20 protein-coding genes are annotated in these 22,382 nt (G+C 67.3%); 14 read left to right on the top strand and 6 right to left on the bottom strand.

What is annotated here, in order from left to right; genetic code table 11:
* Positions 1-79 precede the first annotated feature (79 nt).
* Positions 80-754, bottom strand: a complete 675-nt coding sequence (locus ABV408_RS03910) for an SOS response-associated peptidase (RefSeq protein ID WP_353981158.1) — start codon at positions 752-754, stop codon at positions 80-82.
* Between the two features lie 261 nt (positions 755-1,015).
* Between ABV408_RS03910 and ABV408_RS03915 the strand changes: the two genes are divergently transcribed.
* On the top strand, positions 1,016-1,630 hold the full coding sequence (locus ABV408_RS03915; protein ID WP_285951657.1) for a TetR/AcrR family transcriptional regulator: 615 nt from the start codon (positions 1,016-1,018) through the stop codon (positions 1,628-1,630).
* Positions 1,627-3,528, top strand: a complete 1,902-nt coding sequence (locus tag ABV408_RS03920) for an MFS transporter (protein ID WP_353981159.1) — start codon at positions 1,627-1,629, stop codon at positions 3,526-3,528. Before ABV408_RS03915 ends, ABV408_RS03920 begins: the two co-directional genes overlap by 4 nt.
* Positions 3,529-3,576: 48 nt before the next feature.
* Here the strand turns inward: ABV408_RS03920 and ABV408_RS03925 are convergent, their stop codons facing one another.
* Both ABV408_RS03925 and ABV408_RS03930 read right to left on the bottom strand, forming a co-directional pair.
* A complete protein-coding gene (locus ABV408_RS03925) occupies positions 3,577-4,860 on the bottom strand; it encodes an HlyC/CorC family transporter (RefSeq protein ID WP_353981160.1) in 1,284 nt (427 codons plus the stop codon).
* 180 nt (positions 4,861-5,040) lie between these two features.
* Entirely contained in the window at positions 5,041-5,844 is an 804-nt protein-coding gene (locus ABV408_RS03930; RefSeq protein ID WP_353981161.1) for a cytochrome c biogenesis protein CcsA, read from the bottom strand.
* 277 nt (positions 5,845-6,121) lie between these two features.
* On the opposite strand from ABV408_RS03930, the gene ffh reads away from it, so the two are divergent.
* The 12 genes from ffh (at position 6,122) to ABV408_RS03990 (ending at position 18,383) form a co-directional block, all read left to right on the top strand.
* Positions 6,122-7,543 (top strand): signal recognition particle protein, encoded by a 1,422-nt coding sequence (gene ffh / locus ABV408_RS03935; protein WP_353981162.1) that lies wholly within the window; start codon positions 6,122-6,124, stop codon positions 7,541-7,543.
* Between the two features lie 157 nt (positions 7,544-7,700).
* Positions 7,701-7,952 carry a 30S ribosomal protein S16 gene (gene rpsP, locus ABV408_RS03940; protein WP_035475363.1) on the top strand — a complete coding sequence of 84 codons (252 nt, stop codon included), beginning with the start codon at positions 7,701-7,703 and terminating at the stop codon, positions 7,950-7,952.
* Positions 7,953-7,963: 11 nt separating this feature from the next.
* Positions 7,964-8,506 (top strand): ribosome maturation factor RimM, encoded by a 543-nt coding sequence (gene rimM / locus ABV408_RS03945; RefSeq protein WP_353982199.1) that lies wholly within the window; start codon positions 7,964-7,966, stop codon positions 8,504-8,506.
* Between the two features lie 50 nt (positions 8,507-8,556).
* A complete protein-coding gene (gene trmD / locus ABV408_RS03950) occupies positions 8,557-9,321 on the top strand; it encodes a tRNA (guanosine(37)-N1)-methyltransferase TrmD (protein WP_110674740.1) in 765 nt (254 codons plus the stop codon).
* 112 nt (positions 9,322-9,433) lie between these two features.
* Entirely contained in the window at positions 9,434-9,790 is a 357-nt protein-coding gene (gene rplS, locus ABV408_RS03955; RefSeq protein ID WP_035475366.1) for a 50S ribosomal protein L19, read from the top strand.
* 143 nt (positions 9,791-9,933) lie between these two features.
* Entirely contained in the window at positions 9,934-10,821 is an 888-nt protein-coding gene (gene xerD, locus ABV408_RS03960; protein ID WP_353981164.1) for a site-specific tyrosine recombinase XerD, read from the top strand.
* 2 nt (positions 10,822-10,823) lie between these two features.
* Entirely contained in the window at positions 10,824-11,573 is a 750-nt protein-coding gene (locus ABV408_RS03965; protein ID WP_353981165.1) for a DsbC family protein, read from the top strand.
* A gap of 423 nt (positions 11,574-11,996) precedes the next feature.
* Positions 11,997-13,313 (top strand): homoserine dehydrogenase, encoded by a 1,317-nt coding sequence (locus ABV408_RS03970; protein ID WP_035475370.1) that lies wholly within the window; start codon positions 11,997-11,999, stop codon positions 13,311-13,313.
* 360 nt (positions 13,314-13,673) lie between these two features.
* A complete protein-coding gene (gene thrC / locus ABV408_RS03975; RefSeq protein WP_353981166.1) occupies positions 13,674-15,062 on the top strand; it encodes a threonine synthase in 1,389 nt (462 codons plus the stop codon).
* A 50-nt stretch (positions 15,063-15,112) separates the two neighbouring features.
* Positions 15,113-15,733: a glutathione S-transferase gene (locus ABV408_RS03980; protein ID WP_353981167.1), complete on the top strand. Its 621-nt coding sequence runs from the start codon at positions 15,113-15,115 to the stop codon at positions 15,731-15,733.
* Positions 15,734-15,771: 38 nt separating this feature from the next.
* Positions 15,772-17,580 (top strand): DHH family phosphoesterase, encoded by a 1,809-nt coding sequence (locus tag ABV408_RS03985; protein WP_353981169.1) that lies wholly within the window; start codon positions 15,772-15,774, stop codon positions 17,578-17,580.
* Between the two features lie 188 nt (positions 17,581-17,768).
* Positions 17,769-18,383 carry a YitT family protein gene (locus ABV408_RS03990; protein ID WP_106418572.1) on the top strand — a complete coding sequence of 205 codons (615 nt, stop codon included), beginning with the start codon at positions 17,769-17,771 and terminating at the stop codon, positions 18,381-18,383.
* A gap of 10 nt (positions 18,384-18,393) precedes the next feature.
* On the opposite strand, the gene ABV408_RS03995 is transcribed toward ABV408_RS03990, so the two are convergent.
* The 3 genes from ABV408_RS03995 to ABV408_RS04005 all read right to left on the bottom strand — a co-directional run bounded on the left by ABV408_RS03995 (position 18,394) and on the right by ABV408_RS04005 (position 22,336).
* Positions 18,394-18,843 carry a VOC family protein gene (locus ABV408_RS03995; RefSeq protein ID WP_353981170.1) on the bottom strand — a complete coding sequence of 150 codons (450 nt, stop codon included), beginning with the start codon at positions 18,841-18,843 and terminating at the stop codon, positions 18,394-18,396.
* Between the two features lie 245 nt (positions 18,844-19,088).
* Positions 19,089-21,896 carry a heavy metal translocating P-type ATPase gene (locus ABV408_RS04000; protein WP_353981172.1) on the bottom strand — a complete coding sequence of 936 codons (2,808 nt, stop codon included), beginning with the start codon at positions 21,894-21,896 and terminating at the stop codon, positions 19,089-19,091.
* Entirely contained in the window at positions 21,893-22,336 is a 444-nt protein-coding gene (locus ABV408_RS04005) for a MerR family transcriptional regulator (protein WP_353981173.1), read from the bottom strand. Before ABV408_RS04005 ends, ABV408_RS04000 begins: the two co-directional genes overlap by 4 nt.
* Between the last annotated feature and the right edge of the window lie 46 nt (positions 22,337-22,382).

Consider the following 22,382-nt stretch of genomic DNA (forward strand, 5'->3'; position numbering starts at 1 on the left):
CGTTGCGTGGTACTGGTGTGCTAGCCCGGTCGAACACTATGTGCCAAACAACCACGGTGTCCAAACGGCCGCGTGTGGGCTAGGCGGACCACACCTGCATGGGGCCGGTGGGGTAGGCACATGCCCAATCCTGATGCGCCGGATCGTTGATCCGCTTGGAGACCGGAAACGCCCCCAGAAGTTCCGGCGGCGCCGGGGTCAGCCACTCGCGCGCCTTGACTGCCGGGGTCTCTTCGGCCAGCCAGGTATCCAGGGCGGCCAGCGGCACGATCGCCGGCAGGCGGTCGGTGAGCGCGCCGAGGAAGGTCGAGGTGGGCACCGTGATCAGCGCGAAGGAGTCGCGCTCGGGGCCGTGGTCCTGACGATAGCGGGTCCACAGGCCGGCCAGCAGCAGCGGCGCGCGCTCGGCCTGGGTCACCAGATAGGGCTGCTTGCCGCGCGCACTCTGCTGCCACACGAACACCCCGGTCACCGGGACCACACAGCGCCGGGTGGCGAACGCTTCGCGGAACATCGGGCGGCTCTCCAGCGACTCCGCGCGGGCGCAGTGCGGGGCGTGGTCGAGCACCGCCAGCCAGTCGGGCGTGAGGCCCCAGAACGCGTCGCACAGTCGGGTGCTGTCGGCGTCCCGGCGCAGGATCGAGGCCCACTGCCGCGGCGCCACGTTGGGGCTCAGGCGGGGCTGCTGGCGCTGGCCCAGCGCCGCCAGCGTCGGGTGGCGCGTCCAGTCGTCGATATGTAAGCGACCGGCCATGGTCTCTCCTGAGAGTGCATTGAATCGCAGGCGTTGCCAGCGCTGGCTGGAGTCTAGCACGCCGTCCCTGGCAGGGCCTCGCCACGGTGCCGGTAGCACTGGCAAAAGCCTCGCGAAATCGATGTGTTAGCCGTATGGACGCTTGCGTTTGCAGAGATTACCGATATGCTGGGAAACGCTGTTCGATTTTAAATCGACAACAACATTCCCGCACCCGGCGGGGCGTGACAGCGACTGATGATTTTCCGAGCGAGGGATTCGATGGCTCGACCCCGACAGCATGCGCCCGAGGCGCTTCATGCCCAGGTGATGGCGGCATGCGATGCCTGGTTGCAGGGCAATTCGGTGCATACGCTGTCGCTGCGCTCACTGGCGCGAGACGTGGGCTGTGCACCGAGCACGCTGCTCAAGCTCTACGGCAGCTTCAGCAATCTGCTGCAGTACGTCAACATCGAGACCCTCGATCGTATGGGCGCGGCGGTTGCCGGGCTCGAGGAGGCCGAGCCGGAGCCGCAGCTCAAGGCGCTGGCCACCGCCTACTGGCAATACGCCCAGCACGAGCCCTATCGCTGGCAGATGCTGTTCGAGTATCCGCTGGCGGAGGAGGGCGAGCTCGACGAGCGCCAGAACCATATCATCGAGGCGCTGTTCGTGCGTGTCGAGGCGGCGCTGCGGCGCCATCAGCCGGCGCTCTCCGCGGTCGAGGCGCGGCGTATGGCGCGCACCCTGTGGGGCAGCGTGCACGGTCTGGTGCAGTTGGGGCTCAATGACCGTCTCGGCTACTGGCAGGGCCAACCGATGGAGGTCGGGGAGCTGCTCGACCAGCTGCTCTCGACCACTCTGCGCGGCCTGCGGCATCTTCCGGACGCGACGTGACCCGGGGGCTGCTCGCGCGACGCCGCTTCGCGCCCTTCTTCTGGACCCAGGCGCTCGGCGCCTTCAATGACAATTTGTTCAAGAACGTCCTGCTGCTGCTGCTGACCTTCGTCGCCGTACCGCGCTACGGCTGGGACACGGGGCTGCTCAACAATCTGGCGGCGGGACTGTTCATCCTGCCGTTCTTCCTGTTCTCCGCCTGGGGCGGCACCCTCGCCGATCATCTCGACAAGCAGCGCCTGGTGCGCCGGCTCAAGCTGCTGGAGCTGGCGACCATGCTCGCCGCGGCTGCAGCGGTTTGGTTCGAGCTGTTCGCGCTGCTGCTGGCGCTGCTGTTCATGATGGGCACCCAGTCGGCGCTGTTCGGGCCGGTCAAGTACGCCATCCTGCCGCAGCATCTGGCGGCGACCGAGCTGGTCAAGGGCAACGCCTGGGTCAACCTGGGCACCTTCGTCTCGATTCTGCTCGGTACGCTGCTGGCCGGGGTGCTGGCGTCCCTCGATGGTGCCCTGGGCCGCGCGGCGATCGCGCTGGCGCTGGTCGCGGTGGCGCTGGCCGGGCTGGTCGCCAGTTTCGGCGTGCCGCCGGCGCCGCCCATTGCCACTGGGCGCGTCGCCTGGCGCCCGCTCTCGGGCACCCTCGAGGTGATGCGCGACGGGCTGCGCGAGCGCCGCCTGCGCCTGGCGCTGATCGGCATCAGCTTCTTCTGGTTCCTGGGCGCCTGCTATCTGACCCAGCTGCCCGCCTGGGTGCGCGATGTGGCCCACGGCGAGGAGGGTGCGGTGAGCTTTCTGCTCGGCGCCTTTGCGCTCGGGGTGGGGGCCGGCGCGTTGCTCTGCGCACGGCTCTCGGCCGGGCGCCTGGAGCTGGGGCTGGTACCCCTCGGGGTGCTGGTGATCGGGGTCGCGGGGATCGAGCTGGCGGGCACCGTGGTGCCGGCCCAGGCGCCCCAGGCGCTGGTCACGCTGCTGGGGAGTACCGAGTTCTGGCGCATGAGCACGCTGCTGGCGCTGGTCGGCCTCGGCGGCGGGCTCTACAGCGTGCCGCTCTACACTCTGATGCAGTTGGCCAGCCCCGAGGCGCAGCGGGCGCGCATGATCGCCGCCAACAACATTCTCAATGCGCTGTTCATGATCGGCTCGGCGCTGTTCGGTATCGTCGTGCTCAGCCTGCTGTCACTGTCGCTGGCGACGCTGTTCTACGGCCTGGGCTGGGCCGCGCTGCTGGTGGGTATCGGTCTGCTGATCCGCAATCCGCGCCCGGCGCTGCGGCTATTGATCTTCGTGCTGGTGCGTCTGGTCTATCGGCTGCGCTTCCGCGACCGCCACCACATTCCCGCCACCGGCCCGGCACTGGTGGTGTGCAACCACGTCAGCTTCATGGATGCGCTGGTGCTCGGTGGCGCCTGCCCGCGGCCGCTGCGCTTCATGATGGATCGGCCGATCTACGAGTCGCCCTGGCTCAACTGGTTCTTCCGTATCGCCGGGGCCATCCCGGTGGACTCCGACCGGCGCGATCCGGGTGGCGTACGCCGCGCTCTCGATGAGGTCAGCCGGGCGCTGTGCCACGACGAGGTGGTGATGATCTTTCCCGAGGGGCGGTTGACGCCGGATGGCGAGGTGCACGCCTTCCGCCGCGGTCTGGAGCTGGTGCTGGCGCGCAACCCGGTACCGGTGGTGCCGGCGGCGCTGGGTGGGCTGTGGGGCTCGTGGACCTCCAACTGCGGCGGCAAGGCGCTGAGCAAGTGGCCACGCCGTGTGCGTGCTCGGGTGATCCTGGCCTTCGGCGAGCCGATCAACGCCCGCGAGGCGACCCGGGGGCTGCTCGAGACTCGGGTGCGCGCGCTCAAGCAGCGCGCCGACGAGGAGCTGGCCCAGCGTCGCGGTGGGCTGATCTGATCCTGGCGAGTGCGGGCCTGTCGGCGATGACGCCGGCGGCCCCGGGCGTCACTCGCCGCTGCGCCGCCTGACCCCCTGCTGCCAGCAGCGTACCGACGTGATCAGATTATCCTTGATTTCCAGGATCTCCAGTCGGGTGGTGCCGATCTGCAGGCAGGCGGCGGCGTCGGGGAAGGATTCCAGCTGCTCCAGAATCAGTCCGTTGAGGGTCTTGGGGCCGTCGGTGGGCAGCTGCCATCCCAACGCCTTGTTGAGTTCGCGAATGTTGGCCGTGCCTTCGATCACGTAGGCGCCGTCGGTCTGCGGATGGATATCGCGGTAGGTTCCGGCCACGTCGGTGGTGAACTCGCCGACGATCTCCTCGAGGATATCCTCCAGCGTCGCCAGCCCCTGCACGTCACCATACTCGTCCACGACCACGCCGATACGCCGCTTCTGCTGCTGGAAGTTGAGCAGCTGGGTATGCAGCGGGGTGGATTCGGGGATGAAGTAGGGCTCGCGCGCCTCCTGCACGATCGCTGCCTTGGTGAGATCGGGCTTGGTCAGGAAGCGTGAGGCGTTGCGCAGGTGCAGGATGCCGATGATGTTGTTGATGTCGCCCTTGTAGATCGGCAGACGGTTGTGCTGGCTCTGGCGGATCTGGGCAAGCAGGGCGTCGAGGTCGTCGTCGAGATCGAGCCCGACCACCTCGTGACGCGGCACCATGATGTCGTTGACGGTGACGTTCTCGAGATCGAGGATCGACAGCAGCATGGCCTGGTGGCGGCTGGGGATCAGCGGTCCTGCCTCATGGACCACGCTGCGCAGCTCGTCGCGGGTGAGGTTGTCCTTGCCCGCCTCGAGCTGTTTGACCCCGAGCAGACGCAGCAGATTGTTGGAGATCGCGTTGACCAGCCACACCAGCGGATAGAACAGACGCAGTAGCGGTGCCAGCACCAGCGAGGCGGGCAGCGCGATGCGGTCGGGCTTGATCGCGGCATAGGTCTTGGGGGTCACTTCGCCGAAGATCAACACCACGATGGTCAGCGCCAGCGTGGCGATGGCGGGGCCGGAGACATCACCGAAGAAGTGGATGGCGACGATGGTGGCGATGGAGGCGGCCAGGTTGTTGACCAGGTTGTTGCCGATCAGGATCACCCCGAGCAGGCGATCGGGGCGCTTGAGCAGCTCGACCACGCGTCTGGCTGCGCGGCCGCCGCTGTTGGCCTGATGGTTCAGGCGATAGCGGTTGATCGACATCATGCCGGTTTCGGAGCTGGAGAAGAAAGCCGAGAGGCAGACCAGCACGAAGAGCAGGCCCAGCATCAGGCCCAAGGGTATGTCGTCGTTCAAGACGGCGCTTTCCTCTTGTTCGTTGAGACGCCCCCGGCGCCCCCGGCGCCGCCGAGCCGCCGGGAGGTGCGTCGAGACGGGGCCGATATCACGGCCGCGAGCCACTCGCTCGTTCGAGCTTGGCCCGAGAGCGGCGCGCGCGCAACCGCCAAGCGTCGAAGGCCCGGTATGATCCCGGCATCAGGCGTTGTAGTGGAAGATGTACTCGAGCACGAACTTGGTGCCGAAGAAGGCCAGCACCAGTACGCCGACACCGGCCAGCGTCCAGCGCACCGCCTTGGGGCCGCGCCAGCCGAGGTAGTGATGGCCGGCGATCAGGGCGGCGAAGATCAGCCAGGCGAGCAGCGACAGGATGGTCTTGTGCGCCAGGTGCTGGGCGAACAGGTTGTCGACGAACACGAAGCCGCTGACGATGGCCACCGTCAGCAGCAGCATGCCGCACCAGATCAGTTCGAACAGCAGTTGCTCCATGCGCGTGAGCGGTGGCAGTACCTGAACGATACCCAGGGTCTGGCGCTGTTTCAGCGCATGATGCTGGAACGCCAGCAGCACTGCCTGCACTGCGGCGATGGCGAAGAACGAGAATGCCGCGATCGAGCTGAGGATATGGAAGTAGAGGCCGGGGGAGATCCCCGATTCGGTCATGGTGCTGGGCATGCCGATGGCGGCGACGATGGTGATGGCGGCCACCGGGAAGATGCATACGCCGGCATTCAGCACTGGCTTGAACAGACTGAACAGCAGCAGCAGTGCCACCACCACCCAGCCGATCAGCGCCGCACTCTGGGTCAGCCCCATGTGTAGCCCGTGGGGGCCGAGCAGGGTCAGACCGACGATCACGCCATGGCAGAGCAGCGCGACCACCCCGGCGGTGCGCACCCAGCGCGGGCGCTCGGCGACGCGCCGGGCCAGGCTCAGGCTCTGCCAGAGTCCGGCGGCGAGATAGCAGACGATAGCGACCAGGGCGAAGGGAAGCGCCGGCATCGGTGTCAAAGCCTCATGGAGCGGCCGCGAGGCGCCCGCCCGAACGGTGAAGGAGTATTCAGATCAATCCTGTACATAGCGTCGGCCACTATACCCAATCGGCGTCGCTGCGCCCAGCCGTGACCCCGGCCGCCGGGGGATGGCGCGGCTGTCCTGCATCGGTACGTGGAGAGACGTGGCACTCACGCGTATAATGGTCAGCCACATTCTTTTTCAGCGGCGCCGCGATCCCCTGGTCGAACCCTGCGGTGCCCGGCATCGCCGCCCGGAGCGTTCCATGTTCGAAAGTCTCTCCAATCGCCTGTCGCAGACGCTGAAGTCGATCACCGGCCAGGCGCGCCTGACCGAAGACAACATCAAGGACACCCTGCGAGAGGTGCGTCGCGCCCTGCTCGAGGCCGACGTCGCGCTGCCGGTGGTCAAGGATTTCGTCGATCGCGTGCGCGAGCGCGCGGTGGGTCAGGAGGTCTCCAAGAGCCTCTCCCCCGGCCAGCAGTTCGTCAAGATCGTGCAGCAGGAGCTGGAAGCGATCATGGGCCAGGCCAACGAGGCGCTGAGCCTCAAGGGCACGCCGGCGGTGGTGCTGATGGCGGGGCTGCAGGGGGCGGGCAAGACCACCTCGGTGGCCAAGCTGGCCAAGTACCTGCGCGAACGCGAGAAGAAGAAGGTGCTGGTGGTCTCCGCCGACGTCTATCGTCCGGCCGCCATCGACCAGCTCGAGACCCTGGCGCGTGAGGTCGAGGTCGACTTCTTCCCGTCGACCAGCGCCGAGCAGCCGGTGGCGATCGCCGAGGCGGCGATCAAGCACGCCAAGATCCAGTTCCATGACGTGGTGCTGGTCGACACCGCCGGCCGCCTGGCGGTGGACGAGGCGATGATGGCCGAGATCCAGGCGCTGCACCGGGCGATCCAGCCGCAGGAAACCCTGTTCGTGGTCGACGCCATGACCGGTCAGGATGCCGCCAACACCGCCAAGGCGTTCCACGATGCGCTGCCGCTGACCGGGGTCATCCTGACCAAGGCCGATGGTGACGCGCGTGGCGGTGCCGCACTCTCGGTGCGCCACATCACCGGCAAGCCGATCAAGTTCATGGGCATGGGCGAGAAGGTCGATGCGCTGGAGCCGTTCCACCCCGATCGCGTCGCCTCGCGCATTCTCGGTATGGGCGATGTGCTGTCGCTGATCGAAGAGGCCGAGCGCAACGTCGACAAGGGCAAGGCCGAGCAGCTCGCCAAGAAGGTCAAGAAGGGCCAGGGCTTCGATCTCGAGGACTTCCGCGACCAGCTGCAGCAGCTCAAGAAGATGGGCGGCATGGGCGGTCTGATGTCGAAGCTGCCCGGCATGGGGCAGATGGCCGAGATGGCCCAGAACAAGGGCGCCGAGCAGGAGTTCGGCAAGCTCGAGGCGCTGATCAACTCGATGACCCCGCAGGAGCGCCGCAAGCCGGAGATCATCAACGGCTCGCGCAAGCGGCGCATCGCTACCGGTGCAGGTCTCCAGGTGCCCGATCTCAACCGTCTGCTCAAGCAGCACAAGCAGATGCAGAAGATGATGAAGAAGGCCGGCCAGAAAGGCGGCATGCAGAAGATGATGCGCGGCATGTCGGGCATGATGGGCGGCGGCGGCGGCCCGGGTGGCCCCGGCGGTATGGGGGGCATGGGCGGCATGGGTGGCGGCGGCGGTTTCCCCTGGCGCTGAGCCGCCCGCGCGCCCGCCGGGCGGTGGCAAACCTCAACAAAAGGTTTCCAATCGGCGGGCTTTTCCGTAGAATGCTGCGTCTTCGTCTCGGGCCTACGCCCGGGAAGACTCGATTCCGTGGCGTAACGATTCACTTAACCGAAGGATTATCAACGCAATGGTTACCATTCGTCTGGCACGTGGTGGCGCCAAGAAGCGTCCCTTCTATCACCTGACCGTCAGCGACTCTCGCGTTTCCCGCGACGGCCGCTTCATCGAGCGCGTCGGTTTCTTCAACCCGATCGCGCGCGGTCAGGAAGAGCGTCTGCGCGTCGATCTCGACCGCGTCGCTCACTGGGAGTCCCAGGGTGCGCAGGTCTCCGACCGCGTCTCTGAGCTGGTCAAAGAAGCACGCAAGGCCCAGGCCTGAGTTCGAGCGTGATGTCGGCAGCGGCGCATGACGACGACCCGCAGCAGGTGCTGCTGGGCCGCCTGACCAGCCCGCACGGCGTCAAGGGTTGGCTCAAGGTCTATTCGTACACCAGCCCGGCCGAGGGCATCTTCGACTACCCCGAGTGGACGTTGACGCTCAACGGCCAGCGCGAGGTGCGCAAGCTGATCGAGGCGCGCCCGCAGGGCAAGGCGCTGGTGGTGCGGCTGGAAGGCGTCGACACCCGTGAGCTGGCCGAGCAGTGGGCCGGCGCCGACGTGTCGGTGGCCAAGTCGGCGCTGCCGACGCTGGAAGACGGCGAGTTCTACTGGCATCAGCTGGAGGGGCTCGACGTGGTGACCCGTAAGGGCGTCAGGCTGGGCCGGGTCGATCATCTGTTCGAGACCGGTGCCAATGACGTGCTGGTGGTCAAGCCCGGCAGCGACAGCGTGGACGATCGTGAACGGCTGCTGCCGTTTCTGCCCGACGATGTGATCGTCGCGGTGGATCTCGCCGCCGGCGAGATGACGGTCGATTGGGACCCGACGTTCTAGCTTCCCGCGCAGGCGGGGGCAAGAGCGCGGCTGGGGAGGAGAAGCGTACCGTGTGGATAGGTGTCGTCTCCCTGTTCCCGGAGATGTTCGAGGCCATTACCCGGCATGGCGTGACCGGTCGGGCCGTGGAGCGAGGCCTGCTTGAGATGGCCTTGTGGAATCCTCGGGACTACGCCACGGACAGACATCGCACGGTCGACGATCGCCCCTACGGTGGAGGTCCCGGCATGCTGATGAAGGTGGCGACACTACGCGCGGCGCTCGATGACGCCCGCCGCAGTGCCGCCGCCGAGGGCCGGCGCCCGACGGTGATCTACCTTTCGCCGCAGGGCCGGCGGCTGGATCAGGCCGGCGCCAGGGAACTGGCCGCCCGCGAGAGCCTGATCGTGGTTGCCGGGCGCTACGAAGGCATCGACGAGCGCGTGGTCGAAGCCGATATCGACGAAGAGTGGTCGATTGGTGACTATGTGCTCAGCGGCGGCGAGCTGCCGGCGATGGTGCTGATCGACGCGCTGTCCCGTGAAGTGCCTGGGGTACTCGGCCACAGCGACTCGGCGAGCGAAGACTCTTTCGCCAGCGGTCTGCTCGATTGTCCGCACTACACCCGCCCCGAGGTGATCGATGGTCACCGGGTGCCGGAGGTACTGCTCAGCGGCAATCACGCGGCGATCCGGCGCTGGCGCCTGAAGCAATCTCTCGGACGCACCTGGCTCAGGCGTCCGGATCTGTTGGAGAGCCGAACGTTGGACCGCGAGCAGCAGCAGCTACTCGACGAGTTCATCGAGGAACACGTCGCACGCGACGGCGGTGCATGAGGCCAGGCGCCTGCATGCGTCACTCACAGTCCGATTCCGCGCCGGTTCAGCGAACTCGCGCCGGGATCACGGAGCGCCCCCAGGGGCACTCCTCTCAAACCAGGAGCAAGACATGAGCAGCAAGAACAAGGTGATCCAGGCGCTCGAGAACGAGCAGATGAACAAGGACATCCCGGCCTTCGCCCCCGGCGATACCGTGGTCGTCCAGGTCAAGGTCGTGGAAGGTAACCGCGAGCGTCTGCAGGCCTTCGAAGGCGTGGTCATCGGCAAGCGCAGCCGCGGTCTGAACTCCGCTTTCACCGTGCGCAAGATCTCCCACGGTGTCGGCGTCGAGCGTACCTTCCAGACCTACAGCCCGCTGGTTGCCGGTATCGAAGTCAAGCGTCGCGGCGACGTGCGTCAGGCCAAGCTCTACTACCTCCGCGAGCGCAGCGGCAAATCCGCGCGTATCAAGGAAAAGCTGGGCTGATAGCGATGATGCCCCGGCACCTGGTGGCCGGGGCGTTGGCATCGCCATCCGAGAAGACCCCGTGCGCATTCGGCGCACGGGGTCTTCTGCGTTATGCTGCGGGGTCGAGCCAACTCTGCCGATGATCACGAGCCCATGAGCGTATGAACGATCACGACCGCCGCGACGCCTTTCTCGATGCGCTGTGGCTCGAGCGCGGCGTCAGCGAACACACGCTGAGCGCCTACCGCCACGACCTATCGACCTGGATCGGCTTTCTCGAAAGCCGTGACGAGCGGCTGCTGGCGCCCGCCGAGAGCAGTGTCAACGCCTTCGTCGATGGCCGTCGCGAGACCTACCATGCGCGCTCGGTGGCGCGGCTGTTGTCGTGTCTACGGCGCTTCTATCGCTGGGCGCTGGGCGAAGGGCTGATCGCCCACGACCCCCTGGCCGAGATCGAGCCGCCGAAGATCACCCCCGGGCTGCCGGCGACGCTCGACGAGCGCGATGTCGAGCGGCTGCTGGCAGCGCCGGATGTCGACTCGGCGCTGGGCCTGCGCGATCGCGCCATGCTCGAGCTGCTCTATGCCTGCGGTCTGCGCGTCTCCGAACTGGTGGGGCTCAGCGTCGCGGCGGTCAACCTGCGTCAGGGGGTGGTGCTGGTGCGCGGCAAGGGGGACAAGGAGCGGCTGGTGCCGCTGGGCGAAGAGGCCCTGAGCTGGCTCGAGCGCTATCTGCGGCAGGGGCGTGGCGAGCTGATGCGCGACATCCGTCAGCCGGCGCTGTTTCCCGGGCGCGCGGATGCCTGCATGACGCGCCAGACCTTCTGGTACCGGATCAAGCACTATGCCCGCCTGGCGGCGATCGACAAGCCGCTGTCGCCGCACACGCTGCGCCACGCTTTCGCGACCCATTTATTGAATCATGGCGCCAATTTGCGTGTCGTACAGCTACTGCTGGGGCATAGTGATCTATCCACCACGCAGATCTACACGCATGTGGCCCAGGCCCGCCTGGAAGCCCTGCACGCCCAACATCACCCGAGAGGTTGAACATGAGAAGTCGCTCGACCCTGGCCGCGCTGGCGCTGGCCGGACTCTGCCTGACGCCCGCTGCCTTCGCCAAGCCGCCCAGTGATCTGGCCGCCAAGCTCAATGCCCACAGCGGCCAGCCGCTGCCGATCGAGTCGATCGACGACTCGCCGCTGCCGGGGCTCTACGAGGTGCGGCTGAAGGGGGGCAATACGCTCTACGCGGATGCCAAGGGCGAATATCTGATCGTCGGCGATCTCTATCAGAACGCCAAGGATGGCATGGTCAACCTGACCGAGCAGGCGGCCAATGCACGGCGTCAGGCGCTCATCGACAAGGTGCCGGAGGACCAGCGGGTGGTCTACAAGCCGGCGGGCAAGGTCAAGGCCAGGCTCACGGTGTTCACCGATACCACCTGTCCTTACTGCCATAAGCTGCACGCCGAGATGAACCAGCTCAACGCCATGGGCATCGAGGTCGACTATCTCGCCTTCCCGCGCATGGGGCCGGACTCCGACGCCGCGCGCCAGCTGGCCCAGGTGTGGTGTGCCGACAACCGCTCCGAGGCGATGAGTGCCGCCTTCCGCGGCGATGCGGTGGACGCCCCGGCGAGCTGTGATGCACCGATCGCCAAGCAGTACCAGCTGGGGGTCGAGTCTGGCATCCAGGGTACCCCGGCGATCATCTTCCCCGATGGCAAGATGGTGCCGGGCTATCTGCCGGCCAAGCGCCTGGCGGCGATGCTCGGCATCGACCCCAACGCCAAGAGCTGAAACCGGGGCGCCGCCGCTTGGGAAACGCTGCATAAATCGCCGAACGAGATGAAGGGCAAGGCGCACGGAACGCAGAGGGCGAGACATAACATGGGGTTAGGCGAGCCTTCGAGTACCGCGCAACGCAGTCATTCGCTCGTGCAGGCATTTAAGCAGTGGTTCCCTTGACAAGGGGGGCGGGGCTTTCTACCGTGACCGGCCCCGCGGCGCTGCATCCGTCGCGTGTTGGGCGCGAAAAGGGCGGCCAGGGCTTGTACAAAAAGCCGACGAGCGCGGACGGTTCTGGGGCCACCACGTCGTCCAGAACGTCGTACAACTCATGGGGCGCTTGGCCGGCCCGGACCCAGGACCTGCGACAGCGGGCCTTAAGACAATCAGGCGGCGCGGCAGGCTTGCCGCGCCGCGAGACAGGGGAGTGATATCTTGAAACCGGTGAGAGTGGGTATCTGCGGTTTGGGCACCGTAGGCGGGGGCACCTTCAATGTGCTGACACGCAACGCCGACGAGATCGCGCGTCGCGCCGGTCGCCCGATCGTGATCGAGCAGGTCGGTGCGCGCCGCGACAACCCCGACTGCGACACCACCGGTATCAAGGTCACCCGCGACATCTTCGAGGTGGCGCGCAACCCCGATGTCGACGTGCTGGTCGAGCTGGTCGGCGGCTATGACGTTGCCCGCGAGCTGGTGATGACCGCCATCGAGCACGGCAAGCACGTAGTCACCGCCAACAAGGCGCTGATCGCGGTCTACGGCAACGAGATCTTCCGCGCCGCCCATGACAAGGGCGTGATCGTCGCCTTCGAGGCCGCGGTGGCCGGCGGTATCCCGGTGATCAAGTCGCTGCGCGAGGGGCTCGGCGCTAACCGTATCCAGTGGCTCGCCGGCATCATCAACGGCACCGGCAACTACATCCTGACCCATATGCGCGACGAAGGCCGGGCGTTCGAGGACGTGCTCGCCGAGGCCCAGGCGCTGGGCTACGCCGAGGCCGACCCGACCTTCGACGTCGAGGGCATCGACGCTGCCCACAAGCTGACCATCCTCGCCTCGATCGCTTATGGCGTGCCGCTGCAGTTCGATCGCGCCTACACCGAGGGCATCGCGCGGATCACCGCGGAGGACGTCGAGCAGGCCGACAACCTCGGCTACACCATCAAGCACTTGGGTATCACCCGGCGCAGCGACAGCGGCGTCGAGCTGCGCGTGCATCCGACCCTGATCCCCAAGGAGCGCCTGTTGGCCAATGTCCACGGGGTCAAGAACGCCATTGCGGTGATGGGCGACGCCACCGGTCCGACGCTCTACTACGGGGCCGGGGCCGGAGCCGAACCGACCGCCTCGGCGGTGGTCGCGGATCTGCTCGACGTGGCCCGCGACATCACCACCGCGCACCACTACCGGGTGCCCTATCTGGCCTTCAGTGGGGTCAACGACGAGGTCAATGCGCTGCCGATCCTGCCGATGGAGGATATCGTCACCGCCTACTACCTGCGGCTGCTGGCGGTGGATCGCCCCGGGGTGCTGGCGCGGGTCGCCACCATTCTCTCCGAGCACGGCATCTCGATCGAAGCGATCATCCAGAAAGAGGCCACCGAGGGCGAACTGGTGCCGATCATCCTGATGACTCATCGCACCCGCGAGCAGCACATGAACGAGGCGATCCGCCAGCTCGAGTCGCTGGCCGACATCGCCGGTCCGGTGACGCGGATTCGGGTCGAGTCCCTGGACGAGCAGGAATAAGAGCCCATTCCCCAACCCTCTGACAATGGGTGCGGGGGCAGCGCAAAGCGAGGGTCCTTTGCCAGGGATGGCAAAGGTAGCGCCCAGGGAGGGGTTCACAGCGCCCTCGCGAGGCCCTGCCGCCGGATGAGCCCACGTCGTCTAGCGGTTGTGAAAGGCGTTCTAAGAGGGTGTTTACAAAGTCGGCGAGCGAAGGCAAGACAAGGCAAAATCGGTCGAAAAAGTGGAGTTTACGCGGGGTGAATGAGCATTTTGAGGCCGATTTTAACGCCGCATTGCCGAGCGCAGGCATTTTGTAAACACCCTCTAAGTCGCGACTGACAGCAGGGGCTAGTAGCCCAGGACCGAGTGGAAACCAAGATGCGTTATATCAGTACGCGCGGGCAGGCGCCGGCGCTGAATTTCGAGGAAGTGGTGTTGACCGGTCTGGCCAGCGATGGCGGGCTCTACGTGCCGGAAACGGTGCCCCAGCTGTCGGCGGAGACGTTGGCGGGGATGGCGGGGCTGTCGTATGCCGAGATCGCCTTCCAGGTGATGCAGCCCTTTGTCGGCGGCGAGATCGATGACGACACCTTCCGCGGCCTGGTTCACGACGCCTATGCCACCTTCAGCCACGAGGCGGTGGTGCCGCTCAACCAGCTCGACGCCAATCACTTCCTGCTCGAGCTGTTCCACGGCCCCACGCTGGCGTTCAAGGACGTCGCGCTGCAGCTGCTGGGGCGGATCCTCGATCACTTCCTGGCCAAGCGCGGCGAGCGCGCGGTGATCATGGGCGCCACCTCCGGTGATACCGGCTCGGCGGCGATCGAGGGCTGCCGCCACTGCGACCATCTCGATATCTTCATCCTGCACCCGCACAACCGCGTCTCCGAGGTGCAGCGGCGGCAGATGACCACGGTGCTCGCCGACAATGTCTTCAATATTGCCATCGAGGGCAACTTCGACGACGCCCAGGCGATGGTCAAGGCGAGCTTCGCCGATCAGGCGTTCCTCGACGGCACCCGTCTGGTGGCGGTCAACTCGATCAACTGGGCGCGCATCATGGCCCAGATCGTCTACTACGTGGCCTCGGCGGTCGCCCTCGGTGCGCCGCATCGCGAGGTGAGCTTCTGCGTGCCCTCGGCCAACTTCGGCAATCTCTTCGCCGGCTACATGGCGAGCCAGATGGGGCTGCCGGTGAAGCAGTTCATCATCGCCACCAACGCCAACGACATCCTGCACCGCACCCTCGCCGACAACGACTTCTCCAAGCGCGAACTCGCCGCCACCCTGGCGCCGTCGATGGATATCGTGGTGTCGTCGAACTTCGAACGCCTGCTGTTCGATGCCTACGAGCGCGACGGCAGCGCCGTGCGCGAGCTGCTCGAGCGCTTCCAGCGCGAGCCGGCGGCACTCGCCGAGGCGCCGTTGGCACGGCTGCGCGAGAAGTTCTCGAGCTTCAGCGTCGATGACGACACCATCCTCGAGGTGATCCGCGAGGCGCACCAGCGCACCAAGGAGCTGCTCGACCCGCACACTGCCACCGGCTATCGCGCCGTCGAGCGGGTGCGCGCCGACCGCGCCACGCCGATGATCACCCTGGCCACCGCGCACCCGGCCAAGTTCGCCGAGGCGGTGGTCAAGGCGGGCTTCACCGGGGCGCCGCTGCCGCCGCACATGGACGGCCTGCTCGAACGCGAAGAGCGCTACACGGTGCTGCCGGCGGAACTCGCCGCGGTTCAGCGCTTCGTCGCTGACAACCGCCGCTGACAAGGGCCGGGCGCCAAGGCGCTCGGCGTCATCCAGTGAGGACAAGAGCCATGCTGAAGATCTGGGGACGCGCCAATTCGACCAACGTCAAGAAGGTGCTGTGGTGTGCCGAGGAGCTGGAGCTGCCTTTCGAACGCATCGATGCGGGCGGCGCCTATGGCGTGGTCGACGAGCCTGCCTTCCGGGCCATGAATCCCAACGGTCTCATCCCTTGTCTACAGGACGAGGATTTCGTGCTGTGGGAGTCCAACGCGATTGTGCGCTATCTATGCGCCAAATATGGGCGCGGCTCACAGCAGGGTGCGGATCCCGCGGCGCGTGCCGAGGCCGACAAGTGGATGGACTGGGCGACATCGTCGCTGGCATCCCCCTTCAAGGACGTGTTCTGGAATACGGTGCGCCTGCCGGCCGAACAGCGCGACGACAAGGCGGTCGAAAAAGGACTTGCTGCCTGCGGGGCGCTACTCGGCGTAGTAGATAGGACATTGTCAGAACAGCCCTTTTTGTCGGGGGCAGAGTGGGGAATGGGGGATATTCCGCTGGGCTGCTTCGCCTATGCGTGGTTCGAAATGGCTATCGAGCGTCCCGATCTGCCGCATCTGGCTGCGTGGTACACGCGGTTGCAGTCGCGTCCCGCCTACCGCAAGCACGTCATGATCGGGCTCACCTAACCTGGGGGCGCGTTAGGGTAATCATGCCAGGAGGCTGCTTGGACCCCGATCTTTCCCGCTCATCGCTCGATGAACTCACCCGTCCGCGCCTGCTACCGCGCGAGCGCGACGCGGCGCTCTACCGGCGCGCCCAGGCCGAGGGCCTGACCGAGCTACAGGCGCGGGTCCTGGCGGGACGCCTGGCGGGCTATGCGGGGTCGCTGGCGGCGCTGACCGATCCGGCCCTGCGTCATCTCAGCCATCCCGAGCGGCTGGCCGATGCGCGCCGCGGGGCCGAGCGGATCGCGCGGGCAGTGAGTGAGGGCGAGCACATCGGTATCCTCACCGATTACGACGTCGACGGCATCACCTCTCACGTGGTGATCCTGCGCGCGCTGACCGAGCTGTTCGGCGTGCCCGCCACCCGCCTGCACAGTCTGATCGGCCATCGCATCAACGATGGTTACGGCATCAGCCTACCGCTGGTCGAGCGCACCCTGGCGCTCAAGCCGCGCCCCAGCCTGGTGGTCACCGCCGACTGCGGCTCCTCCGACGAGCCGCGGATCGCTCGCCTGCGCGAGGCCGGTATCGATGTGGTGGTGACCGATCACCACGCGCTGCCGCTGGCGGGGCCGCCGGCCTCGGCCTACGCCACCATCAACCCCACCCGCGACGACTGCGACTATCCCGACAAGACCATCGCTGGTTGCATGGTGGCGTGGCTGATGATGTCGCTCACCCGGGCGGTGCTGATCGAGCAGGGCGTGCTCTCTGCGTCGACGCCCAAGCTCGCCCCCTGGCTCTCCTACGTCGCCCTGGGCACGGTGGCAGATTGTGTCTCGCTGGGTGGCAGTGCCGCCAACCGCGCCGTGGTGAGCTATGGCCTGCGTCTGATCAACCGCATGCAGGCGCCGTGCTGGCGGGTGATGGCGGAGCGCCTGGGGGGCGACAGCGTGCCGTTCGACGCCGAGACCCTGGCCTTCCAGATGGGCCCGCGCATCAACGCGCGCTCGCGCCTCGACGACCCCTACGCTGCGCTGCACTTCATGCTGGCCACGGATGACGCTGTGGCTCGGCGCCACCTGCAGGTGCTCGACGACGACAACCAGGCGCGCAAGGCGCTGGAAGCGGACATGGTCGAGCAGGCCCGCGGTCTGGCGCTGGCGCAGCTGGCCGAGAACCCGCCGGCGCTGGTGATCCATCTGCCGCAGGGCCACGCCGGGGTGCAGGGGATCGTCGCTTCGCGCCTGGTCCAGAGCTATGGACGTCCCACCCTGGTGCTGACACCGGCCACCACGCCAGAGATGCTCACCGGCTCGGGGCGTTCGATCGAGGCGCTGCATCTGCGTGACGCCCTGCAGCGCGCCCATGAGCTGGCACCGGAGAGTCTGCCGCGTTTCGGCGGGCATCGCGGTGCCGCCGGCGTGGGGGTACCGCTGGGCGAGCTAGAGCGTTTCCGCGACGCCTTTTTGCAGGCGGTGGATGAGCAGCTGGGCGGGCGCGAACTCTATCCGGTGGTATGGACCGACGGCGAGCTGGCGGCGGCACAGCTCTCGCTGGCCACCCTCGACGAGCTGGCGGCGCTGGCACCCTATGGGCGCGAATTCGAGGCGCCGCTGTTCGAGGCCACCTTCCACGTCGAGCAGCTGCGCGCGGTGGGGGCGGAGGGCAACCACCTGATGCTGGAGCTCTCCCGCGATGCCAGCGTCACCCGCGCCATCTGGTTCCGCGCCCTGGCGCCGGGGGCGCCGCATCCGATCGCCGTGGGCGACCGCGTCCGCTGTGGCTTCAAGCTCTCGCGCAACCGCTGGAAAGGGCGCGAGTCGCTGCAGCTGATGGTCGAGCACGCCGAACGCCTGAGCGGCTGATATCCGCGCGGGTGCAGGCCTGCACCGGCCGCCGCTACGCTATCCACTCCCTTGGCTGAATTGACGCTATCATTGGCTGTCTCGCGCACCGCGAGCGACGCAGCGGCGCCACAAGCGCCGCGCTTTCCACCAGGCCGGCGGCGCCACCGCGCCACGGCGATGGTCACACAATGCCAAGGGAACCCGCGATGGACAGCCCCCAGATCCGTCACCGCACGCACGAAGACGTGCTCGCCATTCTGCTCGGGTCGGCCTGCGCCGCGCTCGGCGTGGTGCTCTATCAGCACGCCGAGATTCTGATCGGCAGTACGGCGGGTATCTCGCTGCTGATCAGCTACGCCACCGGCTGGCCCTTCGGGCCGGTGTTCTTCGTGGTCAACCTGCCGTTCTACTGGCTCGCCTGGCAGCGGATCGGGCACCAGTTCACGCTCAAGACCTTCGCCGCCATTGCGCTGCTCTCCTGGCTCAGCTGGCATATCGCCGACTGGATCGAGATCGGAAAGGTGACGCCACTGTTTGCGGCGCTGATGGGCGGGGCGCTGATCGGACTGGGGGTGCTCTCGCTGTTTCGCCATCGCGGCAGCCTGGGTGGCTTCAATATCCTCGCCCTGCACCTGCACGATCGCCACGGCTGGAGCGCGGGCAAGGTGCAGCTGGCGCTCGATGGCCTGGTGATGCTGGCCGCGTTCGCCGTGCTACCGGTGAGTAACGTGCTCTACTCGATCCTGGGGGCGGCGGTGCTCAGCGGCATTCTCACCCTCAACCACCGTCCGGGGCGCTATACCGGCGTCAGCCGCAGCTGAGCGTTGCGCGTCAATAGCAGGGCCACAGCCCCGGTGTCACCAGCTCGATCAGATGCCCGTCCGGGTCGCGGAAGTAGAGGCTCTCGCTGCCCCGTGGCCAGCGGGTGCGTCCCTCGATGATCACGCCTTCGGTGTCGAGATGCGCCTCCCAGGCGGAGAGCCGGTCGGCACTGATTGCCAGCGCCACGTGCTGGCGACCAGCGCCGTCGTGGGGCGGAATGGTGCCCATGCCGTCGGGCAGCGTCACCGTGGTGTCGGTCTCGCCGCGCTGGAACACCAGCAGCATGCTGGTACCCACCGGGTAGGCCAGGAAGCGCTCGTCGGCGAGGTGCGGTTCCAGTCCCAGGACGCGCTCGAAGAAGTCCCGGGCGCGGGCCTTGTCGGCGGTGTAGAGCACGCTCTCGACGATGCCGTCGAGCGGCGGTGCGCTAGCGCTGGCAGTGCCGGATGAGTCGGACATGAGATCTCCTTTCGAACGGTGTGGCGCTCAGAGGGTGTTTACAGACTCGTCGAGTGAAGGCAAGGCAAGGCGAAATCGGCCGATAAGGCGGAGTTTACATGGCGTAAATGAGTACTTTGAGGCCGATTTCAACGCCGTATTGCCGAGCGCAGGCAGTTTGTAAATACCCTCTCAGTTCTTGAGCCAGAACCACCACACGATAAAGAGGATGAGCGCCAGGCCTAGCATATTGAGCAGTATCAGCATCAGTGTCGCTCCTCGGCGGAGGGCGTGCCACCGCCCGGGGTGAAGCGGCGCAGGCGGCTGGCGTTGGCGACCACCGTGACCGAGGAGGCCGACATCGCCAGCGCCGCGAGCATCGGTGACAGCAGCATCCCGGTGAACGGATAGAGCACGCCGGCGGCGATGGGGATGCCGAGGGCGTTGTAGCCGAATGCCCCCCACAGATTCTGTTTGATATTGGAAAGCGTGGCGCGACTGATGGCGATGGCATCGGCCACGCCGTGCAGCGAGTCGCGCATCAGCGTGATACCGGCGCTCTCGATGGCGACATCGGTGCCCTGGCCGATGGCGAAGCCGACATCCGCCTGGGCCAGCGCCGGGGCGTCGTTGATGCCATCGCCGACCATGCCCACGCGTTCGCCGCGCTGCTGCAGTGCCGCCACCGCAGCCTGCTTGTCACCCGGCAGCAGCTCGGCGTGGACTTCGTCTATGCCCGCCTCACGAGCGATCGCGTTGGCCGCGGCGGCATTGTCGCCGCTCAGCATCACCACCTTTAGCCCCGCCCGGCGAAGTCGGGCCACCGCGGCACGGCTGTCCTCGCGCAGGGCGTCGCGCACCGCGAAGAGCGCCGCCAGCTGGCCGTCCAGGGCCAGATAGACCACGCTTGCGGCCTGCTGCTGCCAGGCCTCGGCGGTCTGCTTGGCGGGCGCGATATCGATGGCGTGGTCGTGCATCAGCGCGGCGTTGCCGAGCAGCGCCCGGGTGCCGTCCGCCAGGTTGGCGACCAGCCCGCGCCCGGTGACGCTCTCGAAGGCTTCGACCGCCGGGGGCTCGGGCGCCTCGTCCAGGTGCGCTAGCAGGGCGCTCGCCAACGGATGCTCCGAACCGCGTTCGAGCGCGACCACCGCCGCCTGGGCGCTTGCCTGCGTCTGCCAGTAGTGGCTGGCGGTCACCTTCGGGCGCCCTTCGGTGAGGGTGCCGGTCTTGTCGACCACCAGGGTGCTCAGGCGGCTGGCGGTCTGCAGCGCCTCGCCGTCGCGGATCAGCACACCGTGCTCGGCGGCCTTGCTGATACCGAGCATGGTCGAGATCGGTGTCGCCAGCCCCAGCGCGCAGGGGCAGGCGATGATCAATACCGTGGTTGCGGCCACCAGCATGTGCACCAGCTGCGGCGCGGGCCCGACATCGAGCCAAGCGAGGGCGGTGAGTACCGCGACGATCATCACGCTGGGTACGAAGATGCCGGCGACACGATCGGCCAGGGCGCCGATCGGCGGGCGCGACTCCTGCGCCTGGGCGACCTGATCGACGATACGTCCGAGGCGGGTATCGTCACCCACCTGGGTGGCGCGATAGACCAGGCTGCCGCGGCCATTGACGGTTCCGGCGCTGACGCTGTCGCCGGGGCCCTTGCGCACCGCCTCGGGCTCACCGGTCAGCATCGATTCATCGATATGGCTCTCGCCGCTCTCGACCTCGCCATCCACCGGCAGGCGCTCGCCGGGGCGCACCCGGATGCGTTCGCCCACCTGCACGCTCTCGATCGCGACTTCGCGCTCCTGATCCTGGCGAATCACCCGAGCGGTACGGCTCTGCAGATCGAGCAGACGCGACAGCGCCTGGCTGCTGCGTCCCTTGGCGCGCAGCTCCAGCGCCTGGCCGATACCGATCAGCCCCACGATCATCAGCGAGGCCTCGAAGTAGAGATGGCGTGAGGCCGGCGGGATCAGGCCGGGAAACAGCACCACCGTCATCGAGTAGAGCCAGGCCGCGGCGGTACCCAGGGCGATCAGCGTGTCCATGTTGGCCTGATGGTGGCGAAACGCCTTCCAGGCGCCGTCGAAGAAGCGTCGCCCGGCAGTGGCGAGCACGCCCAGCGTGGCCAGCCCCAGGGCCAGCCAGAGCCAGCGCTCGCCACCCTCGAGGCGGGGCTGGTGGACGAACATCGCCAGCATCATCGGTATGCCCAGAGCGAGGCTCAGGCAGGCGTCACGCAGATGGCGGCGCCACTGGCGGCGGTTGTCGCGCTGTCGCTGGGCGCTGGCCTGGCGCAGATCGGCGATTGGTGTCGCCGTATAGCCGGCGCTACGTACCGCCGCGATCAGCGCATCGAGTTCGGCGCTGCCGCCGACCTGCGCCGTCTCGCTGGCGAAGTTGACCTGGGCGCGGGTCACCCCCGGCGTGGCCGCGAGCGCCTTCTGTACCGCACTGACGCAGCCGGCGCAGGTCATGCCGCCGATTGCCAGCCGCCGCAGGGCGCCGCTGTCGGCGGCCGTCTCGGTAGGCGTGCCGGCTGGCTCGCTGACGGACTCGCTGGAAGGGCGCCGCGGTATGGCCTGGGCAGGCTGCACGTCGGTCGCCGTAGCGGGCGGCGCTTTTTCGTTTTGCATTACTGCTAGGCCCTGGGCCGAGGTGGCGCAGGGCGCGGGGGGGTAGCCGGCCTCCCTGAGCAGGTCCGCGATGCGTTCGGCAGGCAGGACGGAGACCACGTCCAGCCGCTGCTCGGCGGGTTCGCCGCTGACTTCGGCGGTGGTATCCACCTGCTGGATCGCCGCGCGCATGCGCTTGACGCAGCCCTGGCAGTGCATGGCCGGTACCTGCAGGGTGAGCGCTGCATCGCTCGTCTCGTCGAGGGGCGCGGCGGGATAGCCGGCGTGGTCGAGCAGTCGACGCAGGCTTGTCTCGTCGAGCTGGGTGGTGACCGTCAGCTCGCGCTGTGCGGGGGCGGCCTCGAGGGTGGCCTCGGCGTCGGCGTCAGCCACCGCCGCGCGGATACGCTTGACGCAGCCCTGGCAGTGCATGGCGTCGACGCGATAGCGATAGCGGTTCACGCGGACCTCCCCGGCGCGGCCTGGCAGCCGTGGGCGCCGTCGGACGTATGTTCGATCAGGCGGCAGATGCTGTGCCCGTCGGGGGCACCGTCGGGCATCCGTGCCCAATCCTCGAGAGCGTGCTCCATGCGCTCTGCCAGCGCCTGCAGCTCGCGGATCTGGGCATGGATACGCGGCAGGCGTGCGGCGAGCAGATCGCGCACCAGCGGACACGGCGAGTCGCCCTGGTCGGCCTGGTCGAGAATCTCGGCGATCTCCTTGAGGCTGAAGCCCAGCGTGCGTGCGCGCTGGATGAAGCCCAGTCGACCCAGGTCACGCTGGTCGTAGAGCTGATAGCCGTTGTCCGGATCGCGCCGCGGCGTCAGCAGACCCTGGCGCGTGTAGTGGCGTACGGTCTCGGCGGTGACCCCGGCGCTTCTGGCCAGTTCGGTGACTTTCATCGTGAGCTCCTCCGCGCTTGTCGAGAGCAGTGTAAAACCTAGGTCT

Origin of the sequence: Salinicola endophyticus (assembly GCF_040536835.1) — a bacterium.
Classification (GTDB): Bacteria; Pseudomonadota; Gammaproteobacteria; order Pseudomonadales; family Halomonadaceae; genus Salinicola; species Salinicola endophyticus_A.